At 65.3% G+C, this 16,430-nt stretch carries 18 protein-coding genes; 6 read left to right on the forward strand and 12 right to left on the reverse strand.

The window, feature by feature from the left end; translation table 11 throughout:
* Window positions 1-5: 5 nt before the first annotated feature.
* From ACOZ4H_RS00935 to ACOZ4H_RS00945, 3 genes are all read right to left on the reverse strand, one after another.
* Window positions 6-473, reverse strand: a complete 468-nt coding sequence (locus ACOZ4H_RS00935) for a cupin domain-containing protein (protein WP_424327557.1) — start codon at window positions 471-473, stop codon at window positions 6-8.
* A 104-nt stretch (window positions 474-577) separates the two neighbouring features.
* Complete coding sequence (locus ACOZ4H_RS00940; protein WP_004516452.1) at window positions 578-742, reverse strand: DUF6757 family protein; 165 nt, start codon at window positions 740-742, stop codon at window positions 578-580.
* 54 nt (window positions 743-796) lie between these two features.
* Window positions 797-1,573, reverse strand: coding sequence for a PHP domain-containing protein (locus ACOZ4H_RS00945; protein ID WP_424327558.1), 777 nt, complete (start codon window positions 1,571-1,573; stop codon window positions 797-799).
* Window positions 1,574-1,719: 146 nt separating this feature from the next.
* On the opposite strand from ACOZ4H_RS00945, the gene ACOZ4H_RS00950 reads away from it, so the two are divergent.
* Entirely contained in the window at window positions 1,720-2,007 is a 288-nt protein-coding gene (locus ACOZ4H_RS00950) for a DUF5789 family protein (protein WP_004590034.1), read from the forward strand.
* Window positions 2,008-2,147: 140 nt separating this feature from the next.
* On the opposite strand, the gene ACOZ4H_RS00955 is transcribed toward ACOZ4H_RS00950, so the two are convergent.
* From ACOZ4H_RS00955 to ACOZ4H_RS00970, 4 genes are all read right to left on the reverse strand, one after another.
* Window positions 2,148-2,558 carry a hypothetical protein gene (locus ACOZ4H_RS00955; RefSeq protein ID WP_424327559.1) on the reverse strand — a complete coding sequence of 137 codons (411 nt, stop codon included), beginning with the start codon at window positions 2,556-2,558 and terminating at the stop codon, window positions 2,148-2,150.
* A complete protein-coding gene (locus ACOZ4H_RS00960; protein ID WP_424327560.1) occupies window positions 2,555-3,241 on the reverse strand; it encodes an RAD55 family ATPase in 687 nt (228 codons plus the stop codon). Before ACOZ4H_RS00960 ends, ACOZ4H_RS00955 begins: the two co-directional genes overlap by 4 nt.
* A gap of 73 nt (window positions 3,242-3,314) precedes the next feature.
* A complete protein-coding gene (locus tag ACOZ4H_RS00965) occupies window positions 3,315-4,022 on the reverse strand; it encodes a hypothetical protein (RefSeq protein ID WP_424327561.1) in 708 nt (235 codons plus the stop codon).
* Between the two features lie 50 nt (window positions 4,023-4,072).
* A complete protein-coding gene (locus tag ACOZ4H_RS00970; protein ID WP_424327562.1) occupies window positions 4,073-4,978 on the reverse strand; it encodes an acyltransferase in 906 nt (301 codons plus the stop codon).
* Window positions 4,979-5,116: 138 nt separating this feature from the next.
* Between ACOZ4H_RS00970 and ACOZ4H_RS00975 the strand changes: the two genes are divergently transcribed.
* Window positions 5,117-6,133, forward strand: coding sequence for a lysostaphin resistance A-like protein (locus ACOZ4H_RS00975; protein ID WP_424327563.1), 1,017 nt, complete (start codon window positions 5,117-5,119; stop codon window positions 6,131-6,133).
* 24 nt (window positions 6,134-6,157) lie between these two features.
* Entirely contained in the window at window positions 6,158-7,210 is a 1,053-nt protein-coding gene (locus ACOZ4H_RS00980) for an aldo/keto reductase (protein ID WP_424327564.1), read from the forward strand.
* A 380-nt stretch (window positions 7,211-7,590) separates the two neighbouring features.
* Here the strand turns inward: ACOZ4H_RS00980 and radA are convergent, their stop codons facing one another.
* From radA to htpX, 4 genes are all read right to left on the reverse strand, one after another.
* Entirely contained in the window at window positions 7,591-8,640 is a 1,050-nt protein-coding gene (gene radA / locus ACOZ4H_RS00985) for a DNA repair and recombination protein RadA (RefSeq protein ID WP_424327565.1), read from the reverse strand.
* Between the two features lie 142 nt (window positions 8,641-8,782).
* Window positions 8,783-9,241, reverse strand: a complete 459-nt coding sequence (locus tag ACOZ4H_RS00990) for a hypothetical protein (RefSeq protein WP_424327566.1) — start codon at window positions 9,239-9,241, stop codon at window positions 8,783-8,785.
* Between the two features lies 1 nt (window position 9,242).
* Window positions 9,243-9,860, reverse strand: a complete 618-nt coding sequence (gene pspAB, locus ACOZ4H_RS00995) for a PspA-associated protein PspAB (RefSeq protein ID WP_424327567.1) — start codon at window positions 9,858-9,860, stop codon at window positions 9,243-9,245.
* A gap of 307 nt (window positions 9,861-10,167) precedes the next feature.
* The gene (gene htpX, locus ACOZ4H_RS01000) at window positions 10,168-11,046 is read right to left on the reverse strand and encodes a zinc metalloprotease HtpX (RefSeq protein ID WP_424327568.1); all 879 of its coding nucleotides are present in this window, start codon (window positions 11,044-11,046) and stop codon (window positions 10,168-10,170) included.
* Between the two features lie 122 nt (window positions 11,047-11,168).
* Between htpX and ACOZ4H_RS01005 the strand changes: the two genes are divergently transcribed.
* The 3 genes from ACOZ4H_RS01005 (at window position 11,169) to ACOZ4H_RS01015 (ending at window position 14,391) form a co-directional block, all read left to right on the forward strand.
* Window positions 11,169-12,062 (forward strand): NAD-dependent epimerase/dehydratase family protein, encoded by an 894-nt coding sequence (locus ACOZ4H_RS01005; protein ID WP_424327569.1) that lies wholly within the window; start codon window positions 11,169-11,171, stop codon window positions 12,060-12,062.
* A 90-nt stretch (window positions 12,063-12,152) separates the two neighbouring features.
* Window positions 12,153-13,298, forward strand: coding sequence for a 60S ribosomal export protein NMD3 (locus tag ACOZ4H_RS01010; protein WP_424327570.1), 1,146 nt, complete (start codon window positions 12,153-12,155; stop codon window positions 13,296-13,298).
* Entirely contained in the window at window positions 13,291-14,391 is a 1,101-nt protein-coding gene (locus ACOZ4H_RS01015; protein ID WP_424327571.1) for a class I SAM-dependent methyltransferase, read from the forward strand. Before ACOZ4H_RS01010 ends, ACOZ4H_RS01015 begins: the two co-directional genes overlap by 8 nt.
* Before the next feature lie 182 nt (window positions 14,392-14,573).
* Here the strand turns inward: ACOZ4H_RS01015 and ACOZ4H_RS01020 are convergent, their stop codons facing one another.
* Window positions 14,574-16,301, reverse strand: a complete 1,728-nt coding sequence (locus ACOZ4H_RS01020) for a helicase C-terminal domain-containing protein (protein ID WP_424327572.1) — start codon at window positions 16,299-16,301, stop codon at window positions 14,574-14,576.
* Between the last annotated feature and the right edge of the window lie 129 nt (window positions 16,302-16,430).

Genomic DNA, 16,430 nt, shown 5'->3' on the forward strand with positions numbered 1-16,430 from the left:
GACGGTCAGGTGAACCGGCCGGTCTCGGCGTCACATTCCTCACAGCGTGTGACGAGTGCGTCCCGGTCGTCCGTCATCTCGACGTAGTTGTGCGTGCGACCGTCACACTCCTCGCAGTGCCGAAGCATGTCCGTGTCGCCCATCTCCTGTGGTGCGCCGAGCGCAAGCGCAACGACACGCTCGTCGCCCTCGTTGTGGCCGCGTTGCCACTCCCCTGGGGCAAAGCGGATGGCCTCGCCGGCGCCAACGCGCACGTCGCCGTCCTCCGTCTCGAACGTCGCTGTGCCCGACTGGACGAGAAACACCTCCTCCTGGTCCGGGTGGCGGTGGTAGCCGAAGCCGAAGGACTCGCCCGGTGCCAGTTCGTAGTAGTTCAGCGCGATGTCGTCGGTGCCGAGCGGACCGGCGAGCGCCCGCTTGACTGACGCCGGCCCCATTCGCGACTCGACGGCGTCGAGACTGACTTTTTCCATAGTTGCCATATACAGGCGGCCAGTCCTTAACCGTTAGTCAGACCGGGCGACAGCGGTGGCACTGGGAGTTCCGCCACGGCAGAAGCAGAGAAACGGAGCGGCGATCACTCGCGTCGGTCGATATCGAGTTCTTCGTCGAGGTCTTCGAGCCAGTCGGCGTCTTCCAGTTCCGCCATCTGTTCACGGAAATGTGTCTTGCAGACACCGACCTTGACGCCGTCGTTCTCGACGGCGATGTCAGCTTCACGGTCGCAGTAGTGACACTGCATACCTGAATGCTAGTCCCGGACGACATTGAACCCTCGGGTTCCGTCTGCCGGTTGTCAGACGCTGAGGGCTGTTTGGACCTGGTCCCAGGCGTCGGCGTCCAGGCCGGTGCTACCCAGCGTCTCGCCGTGAGCGTCGCTACCGCCCGTCGGCACGAGGTCGTATCGCCCGATAGCGTCGTCGACGAGGCTGTCGTCGACCGTACGGCCGTACGGGTACCATCGTTCGACGGCATCGAGCGAGCCACATCGGGAGAGTGCGGCCGCCGTATCGGGGTATCTGAACGGGTGGGCGAGGCCGACCAGCCCGCACGCGTCCGAGAGGACTGCACAGCCGCGCTCGAAGGACGGGACCTCCCGGGCGACGTAGCAGGGACAGTCGCCACCGATGAGTTCGTCGAACGCGGACTGGAAGGTGTGGTCCGACACCTCGGCGACTGCACGGGCGATGTGGGGGCGACCCAGGCCGTCGCGCGGTTCGACGGGCAGCGAGACGCCCAGACGGTCCTCGACACAATCGATGATGCGCGCGCCGCGCTCGCGTCGGTTGCGCTGGATGCGCTCACATTCGGCCCGGAGCTCGTCGGTCGGGTCGACGCCGTAGCCCAGCAGGTCCAGTCGCTGGGTCTCGGTTTCGACGCGGAGTTCGATACCGTGGAGAAGCGTCACACCGTCCCGTTCGGTGACGGGGCCGTCGAGCCGCGGCTGGAGGCGGTCGTGGTCCGTGACGGCGACAACCTCGACGCCCGCCCGTCTCGCGGCGGCCGGGACTTCGTCGAAGGAGAGCGTCCCGTCGGAGCGGATCGTGTGTACGTGCAAGTCAGCGACGACCATATGACTCCCACAGCCCCCAGCAGGAAGCCGCTTCTGATGGATGCATGTGTCGCGGGCACACGGCACGTGAGTGCCTTATACGCATTAAGGGATATTATGATTATCTATAGTGAAGGTTTATTATCGACCATGAACTTTCTCGAGATATGCGAATGCTAAGCAACGCAACGGACGCCTTCCAATCGTACGACTACCCGGTTTCCGCCGAAGAAATCATCGAGGGCGACGGCGACATGGAGCTCGAACTGCCAAACGGCACCGAACGGCTGGGCGACGCGCTGAGCCGGTCGGCCCCGGAAACCTTCGAGAGCGCGGAAGACGCCGAGTTCGCGGCGTTCTCGGGCGTCTCGAGCAAGGCCATCGGCCGGAAGGGCTACTCCGACCGCGACCCGATCTGCATGGGCGAAGACGGGCCTGACGAAGTCTCCTTCTAACGGCCCTGTCGGCCACTTTCGGCTGACCGCGCCCCGCACACGGTCACCCAGCTCTGGACGGGTTTCCCGTCTCCCTTCGTTTTTTACACAGACGAGCGACAGCGCTGTCGGGGACGATGAATACATACGCACCGGAGCGGCTACCTATCGAGAAAGTCCGGCTTGTCGACGGCATCAGTACTGTCGACTGACTGCCTGTCCAGCAGTTCCGAGGAGTCGAGCGCCGACGGCAGACCGTCGCGGCCGCCGGTCGGTACGTCGTCTTCGTCGATGTACGTCTTCTCGCCGTTGATCAGGTCGGCCCAGAGGGCGTCCCGGTCGGCGCTGGTCGTCTCCGCCGCTTCCTTCGCTTCGTTGCGCCCTTCGTCGTACGCGAGTTCGACCATGCTCTTGTGGTACGCCGAGTTCATCTCGGCGTAGATGGCTTCCAGCTCCTCGCGGTTGTACTCCCCGAGGCGCTCGGCGACACCGATGGCGTAGGCCCGGTCGGTCGCCTCGTCCTTGTCGAGGGTTTCCCAATCGGTCCCGAACTCGCGCTCGTAGCGGCTCATGTCTCCACTTTCCGATCAGCGTGGACCTGCAGTCCGGCGTCAGAGAAGGAGATTTCCCGGATGTCACAGTCGATGGCGGTGCCCCGCATCTTGATGACCTGGACGCCGCGGGTCATGCTCCCGTTTTCGAGGAAGTTGTGGAAGAAGACGACGCCGTGGGCGAGGTAGTGTTCGTCGCTGTAGGAGGACGGGTCGGTCATCTCAGAGATGAGCAACGTCGTCGCGTCCGTCTGTTTCAGCGCGGAGAGGAAGCCCGTGATCTCGTCTTCGACGTCGTTCATGAAGTGCTGCAACAGCATCGTCGAGTCGATGACGACCCGCTGGATGTCATTCTGTCTGATGTAGGCGACGAGCCGGTTCGTCAGGCCGCCCTCGCTGCCGAACTGCGTGATCGTTCGTTTCCCGCTCTCGGTGACGAGATTGAGGAACTGGATGGCGTCAGACTGCATGGCCCGGTCGAAGCCGAACTCGTAGCCGGCCATGTCCTGCATGAGCTCCGACTTGGTCTCGTGCATCGTCACGTACAGGCACGTCTCGCCCTCCTTGACGCCTTGCGTAATGAACTGTGAACAGAACGTGGTCTTCCCGCTGCCCGGCGGGCCACTGACCACGTAGAGCCGATTCGGGAGCAGCCCCCCCTCAATGAGTTCGTCGAAACCGGGGACCCCGCTAGAGAGACGCATATCAGCTACCTGAGTCCGTCTGGACATATGCTTTCACCTTCTATTTTCACCGGTGATAACTCATTCGGCTGCGTCAGTGTTCGAGGGCGCTGGGGTGGCTATCAGCCAGTTCGAGCAGCCGCTCTGTACCGACTTCGTCGAACCGCATCGGCCGTCGCCACCACGGTCCCTTCCCCGAGTCGGACGACAGGTCGGTGACCAGTTCGTTCGCGTCCGTGCCGCCGCTCGGTGCCGACAGCGGGACGACTGTGTCGTACAGTTGCGATCCGGCGGCGTTGCCGCGAATGAGAACGCGAGCGTCGAAGGGGTCGCGTTTCACGTGGGCGTTCGAGGCAAACTGGGCCTGTTCCTCGGACGGGAGGTTGCGGTACGCCTCACCGGACACCGCGTCGCGGGCAAGTCGGAAGTGACCGATGACGTGGGCACCCCACTCCGGTGACGCCCAGGCCGGGCACTCGTCGGCCATCGACAGCGTCGCGTAGAAAAACAGGTAGTCACCGGCCGACAGGTCCGAGAGCGGGCCCGCTTTCACGCCGTGTTCGTCCCCGTACGTGTAGCGTTCGCCGCCAGCCTCCGGGAACTCCGGGTCGAAGTGGACCGGCTGATCGGCCACCCCGGAAACGTCGGTCCCCAGGTCGAGGTCGCCGTAGGTCGGCACGGGCTCGCTGGTCGGTTTCGACTCGGGAATCGGGATGTACTCGAAGGAGCCGTCGGGAAACAACGGACCGCGAAAGCCGGGCTCGTTCGTGTTCGCTCCGACGTTGATCGCGACGCTTTGCATACGTGATCGTCGGCGGGCGCAACAAAAGGAGTGACGACGCGGCGCTGCGACTACTCGCGGTCCGGCGGTGAAAGGTCGCGCTGGAACTCGTCGAACTGTTCCAGATTATCAGGCAGGTCAACGGACAGTTGCCGCTCGGCACGGCGGTCGACGTTCGCCCCCTCGATCGGGTCCGCGACGGACTCCCAGCCGTCCTTGACCGTCAGGGACTTCGCCGGTGTGCCGGCGGCGATGTGATGGGCGGGGATGTCCTTGCCGGCGATGGATTTCGCGCCGAGGATGGCGTTTTCCCCTATCTTGACGCCGGCCCGGACCATCGAGTCGTAGGTCAGGCGCACGTCGTCCTCGATGATGGTGTGGTAGTTGTCGACGTGGGTCTGGTCGACGGCGTCGTGGTCGTGGCTGTAGATGTGGGTGTCGTCGGAGATGGAGACGCGGTCGCCAATAGTGAGTTTCCCGCGGTCATCCAGGTGGACGTCGTCGTGGACGACGACGTTGTCGCCGACCTCGATGTTGTGGCCGTAGGTGAAACTGATGCCCTTGAAGAAGCGACAGCCCTCGCCGCAGGACTCGAAGAGGTGGTCGGCGAGCATCCGACGGAACCGGAGCGCGAACTCGACGTTGTCCGCCATCGGCGTCGCGTCGAACTGCCGCCAGAGCCACTGGAGGTGTTTCGAGCGTTTGAACCGCTCCTCGTCTTTCTCGGCGTAGTACTCGCTTTCGAGGGTCGTGTTACAGGGGTCATAGCCCTGAAGTCGGACCCGCTCAGCCGGGGAGATATCCGCGCCGTCCTGCCAGCGCTCGTAGGCGTCCCGGTCGCCGTGGAGGTCGACCAGCACGTCAGTGACAACGTCGCAGGTGTCCTCGTCACCGGAGAGGCGTTCGTCGACCTCGTCGATAAACGCCCTGAGCCCCTCTTCGGCGAGCGGTGGCAGCGACACGTGACGCTTCGTCATGTCGAGTACGTAGCTTCGCGGGCAGATAGGGGTTTCCGTTACGTGAAACCCACCCAGTAACACCCGTGTCACGACACCGTGTGACACTGAGTTCGGCGAGCAAGCCACAGTTAAGACGCCGCCGTTCCAGGCGATGACATGGTCAGGTCGGACTTCATCATGGAGATACGGCGCTACATTGTCAATCCCGCGGAGCGCCGGCTGCGAGCGCCGTGGCGGGTCACGGTCTGGGTGTTCCTCACCGGGTTCGGCCTCATCGTCGTCGCTGGGCTTGTGGGACTACTGCAGGAGGTGGCGAACCTCTCCGGGCCGGCGTTCGTCGTCGGTCGGCAAGTCAGCGTCTTCGCCGCCGCAACGGCCGTCGCAGTCGGTATCGGCTATCTGCTGGACCGACGGACGCTCGGTGACTACGGACTGGGGTTCGACCGGCAGTGGTGGCGCGATGCCGTCTTCGGCCTTGTGCTTGGCATCGGGCTCCCGGCACTGGTTCTGCTCGTCGAACTGGCCGCGGGGTTCGTGGAGGTCAGTATCGCGCTCGCGACTGTCGACAGCGGGGTGCTTCCTCTGACCGCGTTCGGACCGCCAGTTGCCGTCCTCGTTCTGGGGGCGTTCTTCCTCGTGCAGGCGACCGCCGAAGAGGTGCTCGTCCGCGGCTATCTCCTGACGAACGCGGCCGAGGGTCTCGCCGGTTGGGTCGGCAAGCGGCGCGCGGTCATCGCCGCAACGGCACTGACGGGCGCGCTGTTCGGCTTCCTCCACTGGACGAACCCCGGCGCGTCGCTGCTCAGCGTGGCCAACATCACCCTCTACGGCCTCCTGCTCGGCGCGTGTTACGTTCTGACCGGACGACTCGGACTCGCCAGCGGCTTCCACGTCGCCTGGAACTACACGCTCGCGCTGTTTGGCTTCCCCGTCAGTGGCCTCCGGATGGGCGTCGCCCTGCTCTCGACTGACACGACCGGCCCCGCACTGGTCACCGGCGGAGAGTTCGGCCCCGAAGGGGGCCTCATCGCCCTCCCGTTGCTCGGCGCCGGCGGGGCCGCGCTGTACTGGTGGGTCCGCCGCGAGTACGGCACGGTCGAACTGCTTGATGACATCGCCATCCCCGAGCTCCGGATTCGGACGCGGTCCGACACCGCAAACCAAGACGGCTAAGTGGACAGCGCCGCTATGGCGGATATGGAATACGCGACACTCGGAAACTCCGGCGTCGAGGTCTCGGAAGTCGGGTTCGGTGCCTGGGTCGTCGGCACGGACTGGTGGGGCGACCGCACTCGCGAGGACGCCGTCGACATGGTCCAGCACGCGCTCGACCAGGACGTGACGTTCTTCGACACCGGCGACGTGTACGGCCACGGCGACAGCGAGGAGATCATCGGTGAGGCGCTGGCGGAACACCGCGACGAGGTCACCGTCTCGACGAAGATCGGCTACGACTTCTACAACAACCCACAGGCCGGTCACGGCGAACTCCCGAAGAAAGTCACGCCCGAGTGGGTTCACACTGCCTTTGACCGCTCGCTCGACCGCCTCGGCATGGACCACGTCGAACTGCTGATGCTCCACAACGCCAACGTCGACGAGGTCGACGAGGACGTGCTGGAGGCGCTGGACGAACTCCGCGAGGAAGGCAAAGTCGACGCTATCGGCTGGGCGCTCGGCCCCTCTATCGGCTGGCTCGCCGAGGGCGACGCCGCGGTCGCCAACGAGTTCGACGCGCTCCAGACCGTCTTCAACCTCTTCGAGCAGACCCCCGGTCAGCACTTCATCGACACCATCCGCGAGCAAAACGCCGACACGTCGATTCTGGCTCGCGTCCCTCACTCCTCGGGGCTGCTGAACGAGCAGGTGACCCCCGAGACGGAACTCGGCAAGGGCGATCACCGCTCCCACCGGCCGAGCGAGTGGTACGAGACCGGCTGGGAGAAGGTCGAGGAGATCCGGTTCCTCGAGCGTGATGGGGCACGGACGATGGGGCAGGCTGCCATCCAGTGGCTCCTCTACAACGACGAAGTGGCGTCGGTCACCCCGACGTTCCGGACGAACGCCGACATCGACGAGTGGGCCGGCGCGCCCGACACGCCGCCGCTCAGCGACGAGGAGTACGACCGCGTACAGGAACTGTACCGGGACAACTTCGGCATCGACCGCGACGACGGGATGGACGCCCTGCGCTCGTCGGTCGGCGGTGCGGACCTCGAAGAGACGGGCATGAAGTCGGCGGGCGACTGATTCCGCCACAGCGAACTGCGTTTTGCGTTCTAGTACGGCGTAATCGTCAGCGTTCGAGCGCCGACGGATAGACTCGAAATCTCCAGTCGGCAACTGCCCCTCAAAAAGCATCGACAACCAGACAGCCGTCTGCCAGTTCTCGGCCGCTACCCCTCCGTTTCGATAGGAGATGTATCGCCGTCGGGCGGTTAGGCTGGTGAAGTTTCACATTCACTCCGGTCCGTCAGACGGCCGCAAGACGCCGGACGGGAGCGGGTTCGAGGTGAAACAGAGGGGTCGTGTTGCGGGAGCAATTCACATTGTAGTCGGGACAAATTGGAGCGCGATAGCAGGAACCGACGCAAAAGACAGTGGGCGACGGCCGCCCCGGCGAATTCAGACTACTCGTTCAGCAGGCCGTCCTCTTCGACGCGCATGACGCCCTCACCGTCCGGGAGGTTCGGCGCGTCGACGAGTTTGACGATGCGCTTGTTCCCCTTGGACTTGCGGAGGTACATTCGGAACGTCGACGTGTGGCCGAGGATGTTGCCACCGATGGGCTGGGTCGGGTCGCCGAAGAAGGAGTCGGGGTTAGAGGCGACCTGGTTCGTGACGACGACGGCGGTGTTGTTGAGGTCGCCAACCCGCATCAGGTCGTGGAGGTGCTTGTTGAGCTTCTGCTGGCGGTCGGCGAGTTCGCCACGGCCGACGTACTCGGCGCGGAAGTGGGCGGTTAGCGAGTCGACGGCGAGCAAGCGGACGGGGAACTCCTCGTCCTGGCTCTCGCTGGCGATCTCCTGGGCTTTCTCGGCCAGGAGGATCTGGTGGTTGGAGTTGAACGCTTTCGCGACGTGGATCTTCTCCAGTACGGAAGCGACGAGGTCATCGAGCAGGTCTTCGTCGGTGGGGTCCGCGTCGGCCTCGTCCTCGACGATGCCGTGGAGGACCAGCGTGTCTGCCAGAACCTCGTCGTCGAGGCCTTTGACCATCTGTTCGATACGCTCGGGACGGAACGTGTCCTCGGAGTCGACGAAGATAGCGCTGCCCTCCAGCCCGCCGTGTTCGGCCGGCAGCTGGACGTTGACCGATAGCTGGTGGGTCACCTGGGACTTGCCGGCCCCGAACTCGCCGTACACCTCGGTGATGGACTGGGTCTCGACGCCGCCGCCTAGCAGATCGTCAACCTCGTCGACGCCCCAGGAAAGCTTGCCGATCTGCTCGCGGCGTTCGAGCACCGTCGACCCGGTTTCGAAGCCGCCGATGTCGGCCGCTTCGCGGGCGGCGTTGATGATGTCGGCCGCCGACGATTCGCCGATGTCGGCCGTGTTCGACAGTTCGCCGGGAGAGGCGACCGCAATCCCCTGGTAGGAGTCGTAGCCGTTCTCTTCGAGTTTCTCTGCTGTCGCCGGACCGACACCCGGCAGCTCTTCGAGGTCCTCACTTGCGGACATGGACGTGCCTTGTGCGTCCGGGGGTATAAAGCCTCGTTAACACCAAAGTGAAAGTGAAAGTGCGGGACGGAAGTGGGGTGGTTCGAAACGGAATCGGGAGCTTTAGAAGTGAAGGGTGGCGGAGCGTGGCGGGAACGGGGTGTCAGGTCGGCCCTTTCCGAGCGAGGTAGATGAGCAGAAGCGTGCCCAGCAGAACGAGCCCGGTCAGCGCCGTCTCGGACACCGGCAGTATCCCCCCGCCGAACGCACCGACGAGGAGGAGGGCGATGGCAATCGCGCCGGGAACCGGTCTGGACCGGACCGATTGCCCGAGCAGCCACAGCGACCACCGGAGGCCGTCAAACTGTGAGATGACGCGTGTGGCAAGCGGGCGACTCACGTCCGGGTTCTCGGCAGGTTCGAACGCGTCGAGGTCCCCGCGGGCGACTGTCACCACCTCGCCGGTGTGGACGCGACGGCCGGCCGCGTCGCCGACCAGTAGCAGCGTCAGCGCGTCCTCGCTCGTGCCGACGACGCGGTAGACGCCGTCGGGAACGCGGCTGTCGCGGCCGGCCTCGGTCGGCCGGATGTGGTCGCCGATAGCGACGCCGCCGTCGGGCATCTCACTCCCAGGGGTGGTAGCCGGGGCGGTCCGGCCACAGCGGATACCAGTACTCCTTGTCGTCCTCGACGGTGATCTCGTCGCTGAGATTGCTGTCCAGTTTGAACTCCGCGGAGGTGTCCCGCTCGTGGCTGTCGTGGGGGTCCGGTGCGAACGGGTAGTACGCGCCCCGGCGGAAGGAGTACACCCAGTAGACGGTCTGGTCGTCGCGCGCGTGCTCGAACGCGAACAGCGCCGCGAGCAGGCGCGACCCGTAGCGCCGCTCGACGAGCGTGTCCGCGGCGAAGTGGATCGACGTGAGCAGGTCCTCGAAGTCGTCGTCGTGCAGCACGACCCACTGGTAGCCGTGGTCGTCGGTCTCGAAGGTCGCCCGCGTCCCCGTCTCGACCATCCCGGCGTCGAGAATGGATTCCACCTCGTCGACAGCGTCCTGGAAGTCCGTGCTGTCGACGTCAGCGAAACACAGCGCCGCCTCACCGGTTGGTTCGTACCCCAGATCGGCCTCCATCGTGATGTAGGCGGTACTCATTCCGAACAGATCGTCGGGGTCGGCGTCGCGTGTCGCGTCGGCCTCGGCTTTCACCCCGAGGACGCTCTTGAGTCCGTCGAGCAATCCCATATGCGAGCCTCTACGGGCCGGGGACCAAGGTGGTTTGTGTCTCTAGCGGGAGGAGTCAGATTCAGGAACAGGTAGTAGAAAAACCAGAAAGCCCCGACCTGTAGCTGATTGAGCAGCCGAAACGGGTGGGACTGAAAGGGGCGAGACGCTGGGCGTACGAGACGACGTAAGCACTGGAGCGAATGGAATGAGCGAAGCGCGCAGCGAGTCGCAGAAGTCCAGCGTCTCGGGGCTTTCTGGCTCTGCGCAGTAGCGACCACGAGAAGACGTACTACTTCATAGACGGCAGTGAGAGAATCAACCGCTACTAGCGGCCTTCGAGTTCGCGTTCGAGGTCCTGCAGGCGGTCGATCCGCTTCTCCGTCGAGGGGTGGGTGCTGAACAGTCGGCCAATCCACCCGACGTTAATCGGGATGATGAAGAAGGCGTTCATCTCCGCCTGGTCGCGCATGTCCTCTTTAGGAACTTTGTCCATCCGGCCGTCGATTTTCATCAGCGCGTTCGCGAGGGCGGCGGGTTTGCCGGTAATCATCGCGCCGCCGCGGTCGGCGGCGTACTCGCGGTAGCGGCTGAGCGTCCGGATCAGGAGGAACGAGACGATCCAGACGACCAGCGAGATGAGGATGGCGACGATGACGGGCACCTGCTGGCCGCCGCGTTCGCGGCCGCCGCTGAACAGCCAGCCCCATCGGACGATGAGGAAGGCAATCGTCGAGAGGAACGACGCGATGGTCATCACCATCACGTCGCGGTTCTTGATGTGGGCCAGTTCGTGGGCGATGACGCCCTCCAGTTCATCCTGGTCCAGCGTGTTCATGATGCCGGTCGTCACGCAGACGGCCGAGCTGTCTTTCGACCGGCCGGTGGCGAAGGCGTTGGGCACCCGAGAGTCGGCGACGGCGACCTTCGGCTTCGGAAGGTCGGCCTGCTGAGCCAGGCGGTCGACAGTTCGGTGGAGTTCGGGGTACTCTTCCGGTTCGACCGTCCGGGCCCCCATCGAGTACAGGGCGAGCTTGTCGCTGAAGAAGAACTGCGCGCCCAGGAACAGTCCCATGACGACCACAATGAGCGCGAGGTTCTCGAAATACAGCGTGAGCGCTCCGAGAAAGACGATGTATAGCGCGAACAGCAGGAACATCGTCAGGACCATCCGGCCACGGAGCCCCCAGTCTGTTTGCCACTCCATACCCAGTGATAGACGGTCGACACTCTAAAACCTCGCTATCGTGCGAAAGCACCACACGGCAGGGCCAGGGACTGTCAGCGAATGGTCCACACACATTTACTCTCGGGGCAACAACCGGATGCATGACCGACACTGTCGTCGTCACTGGCGGGCGCGGACGTTCCGGGCGCTGGATCTGTGACCACCTCGCCGGCGAGTACCACGTCGTCTGCGTGGACCTGGACCACCCGGGCTGGGAAATCCCGACGCGGGAGCACATCGATTTCAAAGCCGTCGACGTGACTGAGGGCGTCGAGGTCCGTGACCTGTTCAGCGAGATCGAGCCGGACGCCGTCGTCCACTGGGCCGCGTTGCCGGCGCCGGAGCGCCACGCGGGCACGCGAGTGTTCGACACCAACGTTTCCGCGACGTACAACGTCGTCGACGCGGCGGGTCGGGCCGGCGCGGACGTCGTCTGGGCGTCCTCGGAGAGCGCCTACGGACTGGCCTTCGCCGAGGAGACGCCGCTCCCGGCGTATCTCCCGATAGACGAGGCACATCCGACTGCGCCGGAGGACCCGTACGGCACGTCGAAGGTCGCCGGCGAAGAGGTGGCGAAGATGGTCGCCCGGCGCGACGGCGTTGACGTGGCGTCGATACGGCCGTCGTGGATTCAGTACCCCGGCGAGTACAACTGCCGGGACGTGGCCACGGGGGACCTCGCCGGCGGCACCGGTAACTGCTGGTCGTATGTCGATGTACGCGACGTGGCGACAGCTGTCGCGGCGGCGCTCGATGCCGACATCGGCGGTCACGAAGCGTTCAACGTCGCCGCCGCCGAGAACTACGTCGGCCGGCCGACGGCTGACCTCGTGGAAGAGCAGTGGGGTGAGCTTCCCGCAGAGTGTGAACTGGACGACGACCAGTCGGCGCTCTCAACTGCGAAAGCGCAGGGCCTGTTGGACTGGGAGCCGGAATACGACTGGCGTGAGGCCGTCGACGCCGACATTGCAGCGCCGACCCTCACGGGTGAGTGAGCGCTTGGGAGCAGTGCTGGACCTGCCGACGGCGTCCTGCCGCGGCGGCGGAACACACGGCTTAAACAGTTCAGTACAGTAAGACCGGTAATGAGCCGGTCGGGAGAGTTCTGTCCACGCTGCGGTGACGAGATACCGGAGGGCACCGACGAGCGCCCGGAGCTGGCTGGAGCCGGCGGCCAGCGCAACTCCGAGCACGTCCTCTGTGACGCCTGCTACTTCGAGGAGTTCGACCTGGTGGACGCCCCCGACACCATCCAGGTTCGGGTCTGTTCGCGGTGCGGCGCGGTCCACAAGGGAAACCGCTGGGTCGACATCGGCGCGGAGGACTACACCGACATCGCCGTCGAACAGGTCAGCGAGGCGCTCGGTATCCACGTCGACGCCCAGTCGGTCGCCTGGCAGGTCGCCCCCGAGCAACTCGACAAGAACAACATCCGGATGCACGCGGAGTTCTCCGGCGTCATCCGCGGGACGCCGGTCACCGAGGAAGTCACCGTCCCCGTCCGCATCTCCCGGCAGACCTGCAAGCGCTGCGGGAAAATCGCTGGCGGCTCCTTCGCCAGCATCGTTCAGGTACGGGCCGATGGCCGCGACCCGACCGACGAAGAACGCGAGCGCGCCGAGGAGATCGCAGAAGAGTACATCGCCGCCCGCGAGGAGACGGGCGACCGCAACGCCTTCATCACCGAGACGAAGTCCGTCGACGACGGGTTGAACATGAAGATCTCGACCAACCAGATGGGACTGGGCATCGCCAAGCGCATCACCGCCCAGTTGGGTGGCTCCTACTCCGATTCGCGGCGACTCATCTCCGAGGACGAGGACGGCCAGGAGCTGTACCGGATGACCTACGCTGTCCGCCTGCCCAGGTACCGACAGGGCGAGATAATCGATCCGGAGGACGGCGACGGGCCGGTGCTGGTCCGGTCGGTTCAGGGGAACCTCAAAGGGGTTCGGCTAGCGACCGGCGACGACTACGAGGCCAGTTTCGAGGCCGGCGAAGCGCCCGACGCCCGGCGGCTGGGATTCCGCGAAGACGCCCAGACGACCACTCTCGTCGCCGTCGAGGACGACAACGCCGTCCAGGTGTTAGACCCCGAAACCTTCGAGAGCAAGACCGTCCCGCGGCCGGACTACCTCGACACCGACGCCAACGAAGTGCCGGTGCTGAAGAGCCACGCGGGGTTGCACATTCTCCCGTCCGAGGGAGCCGACACGGATACCGATGAGTGAGGATGGTGCCGGACGCGAGTCGGGCGAGACGGACGACCAGCAGCTAGCCGCTGTCGTCGCCAAACCTCGCTCGCAAGTCGCTATCGAATCTTTACGGGCCGAGGGCGTCTACGACGATACCAGAAGCGTCAGCGAGTGGACCGAGGACAGCGTCGCCATCCCGGTAACTGCCCCGCCACAGGAGACGCAGTTCCGGGAGATCGTCCGGCAGGTCGGCGAGCGCCGCCTCCGAACGCTCGATGACCACCTCCTGGAGCGCGGCTGGAGCGACGAAGAAATCGCTGCCGCGCCGAGTTCCTGGGCCGTCCTCGGCTCCGTCGTGCTGGTCGACATCGGCGACAGCCCTCGGCCGGCGGAAGTCGGCGAGGCGCTGCTGGCGCTCCACGGCGAGGCCGAAACGGTGCTGGCCCGCCACGGCATCTCCGGCGAGCACCGCGAACCCAGCGTCGAAGTCATCGCCGGCGACGGCGACACTGAGACGGTCCACACCGAACACGGCACGCGCTACGCGATGGACCTCGCCGAGGTTATGTTCTCGCCCGGCAACAAGGCCGAGCGGGCGCGGATGGGCGACATCGTCGCGGCAGACGAGCGGGTGCTGGACATGTTCGCCGGCATCGGCTACTTCACGCTCCCGATGGCCCGTGCCGGCGCGCAGGTCACCGCCGTCGAGCGCAATCCCACGGCCTTTCGCTTTCTGGTCGAGAACGTCATGCTGAACGATGTGGACGAGCGGGTCCACCCGTATCGGGCTGATTGTCGGGACGTTGTGCCAGGCTTTGTCAGTGAGGGACGGGCCGACCGAGTGGTGATGGGCTACTACGAGGCCTCCGCGCCGCGCGCGGAGGACAGTCGGGCTCCGCCCGACGCTTCCCACGAGTACCTCGACAGCGCGCTCGACGCGCTCGCGCCCGGCGGCGTCCTCCACATGCACGAGGCCACGCCGGACGCGCTCGTGTTCGACCGCCCCGTCGAGCGACTGGAGGCGGCCGCCGGCGAAGCCGACCGGGCCGTCGAGATTCTGGACACCCGGCGCGTCAAGGAGTACAGCGAGGGTGTCGCCCACGTCGTTATCGACGCTCGGGTGGAGTAGGTCGTCTTCACGCACGCAGTCCACGTCGGAGAGCGAGTAGCACACCCCGAAGAGACGGTCGTAACGCCTAATTAGGCGAGTAGTCAAGGGGACGGCATGAACAGACAGCAGATTATCGCCATCATACTGGTCGGGCTGATGGTCGGGTCGTCGGTGGTCTACGGGTTAGCCTTCGCCTTCTTCTAGTCCCACACGTCTGACAGCGGGTGGTTGCCGTCCCCGGACCGCGAGCGCGAGCGGTCGTGCCGGCGTTTGGTCCCCGAACTGAGCGCCGAAAGCGCCCGGTCCGGCGCGAACCGCGGCAGGTCGGGTTGGGAGAGGCGGTCGACCTGGGCGCGGAACCAGTCGGGCATGTCGTGGTCGGCCCGCTCGAAGAGGTCCAGCAGTGACGAGTCCGCGAGATAGGTCGCGCCATAGTCGTCAGGAGCGCGGACGACGCGGCCACAGGCCTGGATGACCGTCCGCAGTGCCGTCCGGTAGTACCAGCCCCACTGGTCGTCTTCGAGGCGTCGGGCGACGCGGGAATCGCGGGTGTTTGGATAGGGGGCCTTGCACAGCACCTGCCACCGACAGAGGTCGCCCTCCAGGTCGAGGGCTTCCTCCATCTTCACCGAGAGGAACACGTCGGGGTTGTCGCTGCGCTTCCACGCCGCGAGCGCCCCGTCCCGGCCCTCCTTGTCGTGGGTGCGGACGCGTGCGCCGACCCCGAAGTCGTCGAGGAGTTCCTTCAGTTGCTCCTGGATAGCATAGGAGTGGCAGTGGACCAGCCCCTTCTCGTCGGGGTGGTGAGCCATGATGCGCACGATGGTGCGGGCGATGTCCGGTAGCGTGTCGTCGCGGTGCTCGAAGGTCATCTTCCCCTGGGCCACGTCGTACAGCGGCCGGTTCTCGACGGGGAAGGTGTGGCCCACTTCGACGAGCGCGACGTTCCCGGGGTCGAGACCGACGTTCGCGCAGAACGCCTCCTTGTTGAGGATGGTCGCCGACAGCAGGGCGAAGCGGTTGCCACGGTCCCAGACGGTGTGTTTGAGGTAGCGCTCGGGGTTCATCGGCTTGATTGTCACCGGGGCATTTTCGCCGTCGGCCTGGTCGACGACCCACGTCGTCGCGCTCTCGGTGTCCGTGTAGTCCTCGCGGAACCACCCGAGGTCCTGCCGGAGCGTGTTCAGCGAGTCACGTTCGGCCACCTCGTCGCCGGTGAGTTCCGCCTTGTTCCGCAGTTCCTTCACCCGGCGCTCGGCGAGGTGTTCGACCCGTTCAGTGAAGGTGACGGCCTCGTCCAGCCCGCCGATGTCGGGCACGTCGATGTCGTTCCACATCGGGATGGTCTCGGGCGAGAGGTCGATGGTGGCGTACATCTCGGCCCACTCACCCAGGCCGTGGGCCTCGTCGATGACGACCACGTCGCGTTTCCCGAACACGTCGCTGCCGGCGGTCTGCATGAAGTATGCCAGCGTCATCGCGGCGATGCGGCGGTTCGAGGCGATGGCGCGGTCCGAGAAGTACGGACAGCGGTGTTTGACCTGGCAGTCGAACTTCCGTTCGCGCACGCACGGGGCCTGGTTCACCGGCGTGTCCGTCTCGCCGGGGAGGATGCAGTCGTAGTTGTTCTTCCCGCGGATGACACAGAGGTCCTCGAGCAGGGCGTCCTCGGCCACGTCGTCCAGCTGGGAGACCTGCGGTGTCGTGTAGTAGGCGTCGACGACCTGTTCCGGGGCGGCCTCACCCGCGGTCCGGGCACAGCCGGCGATAGCCCGAGCGAGCAGGGACTTCCCGCTCCCGGTCGGCGCGCGAACGAGGACCACGTCCTTGCCGCTCTCAAAGGCCGCACGGATGTCAGCGAGGGCCTGCTTCTGGTTGCCCCGGTAGGAGGGGGCCGGGAACTCGTCGGTAATCCGCGCGGGGTACACGCGAGAAAGCAACGGACGAGGCGGCCTAAACCTTTCTTGTCGTTGGATGAGCGTCGGCGGCTAGCCGAGATGACGGGGAGTGGGTCGTGTTCACAGGCACACGGTCGTGGTACTGATACTCTCGGAACT

This window comes from Haloarcula amylolytica (assembly GCF_049705545.1).
Lineage (GTDB): Archaea > Halobacteriota > Halobacteria > Halobacteriales > Haloarculaceae > Haloarcula > Haloarcula amylolytica_B.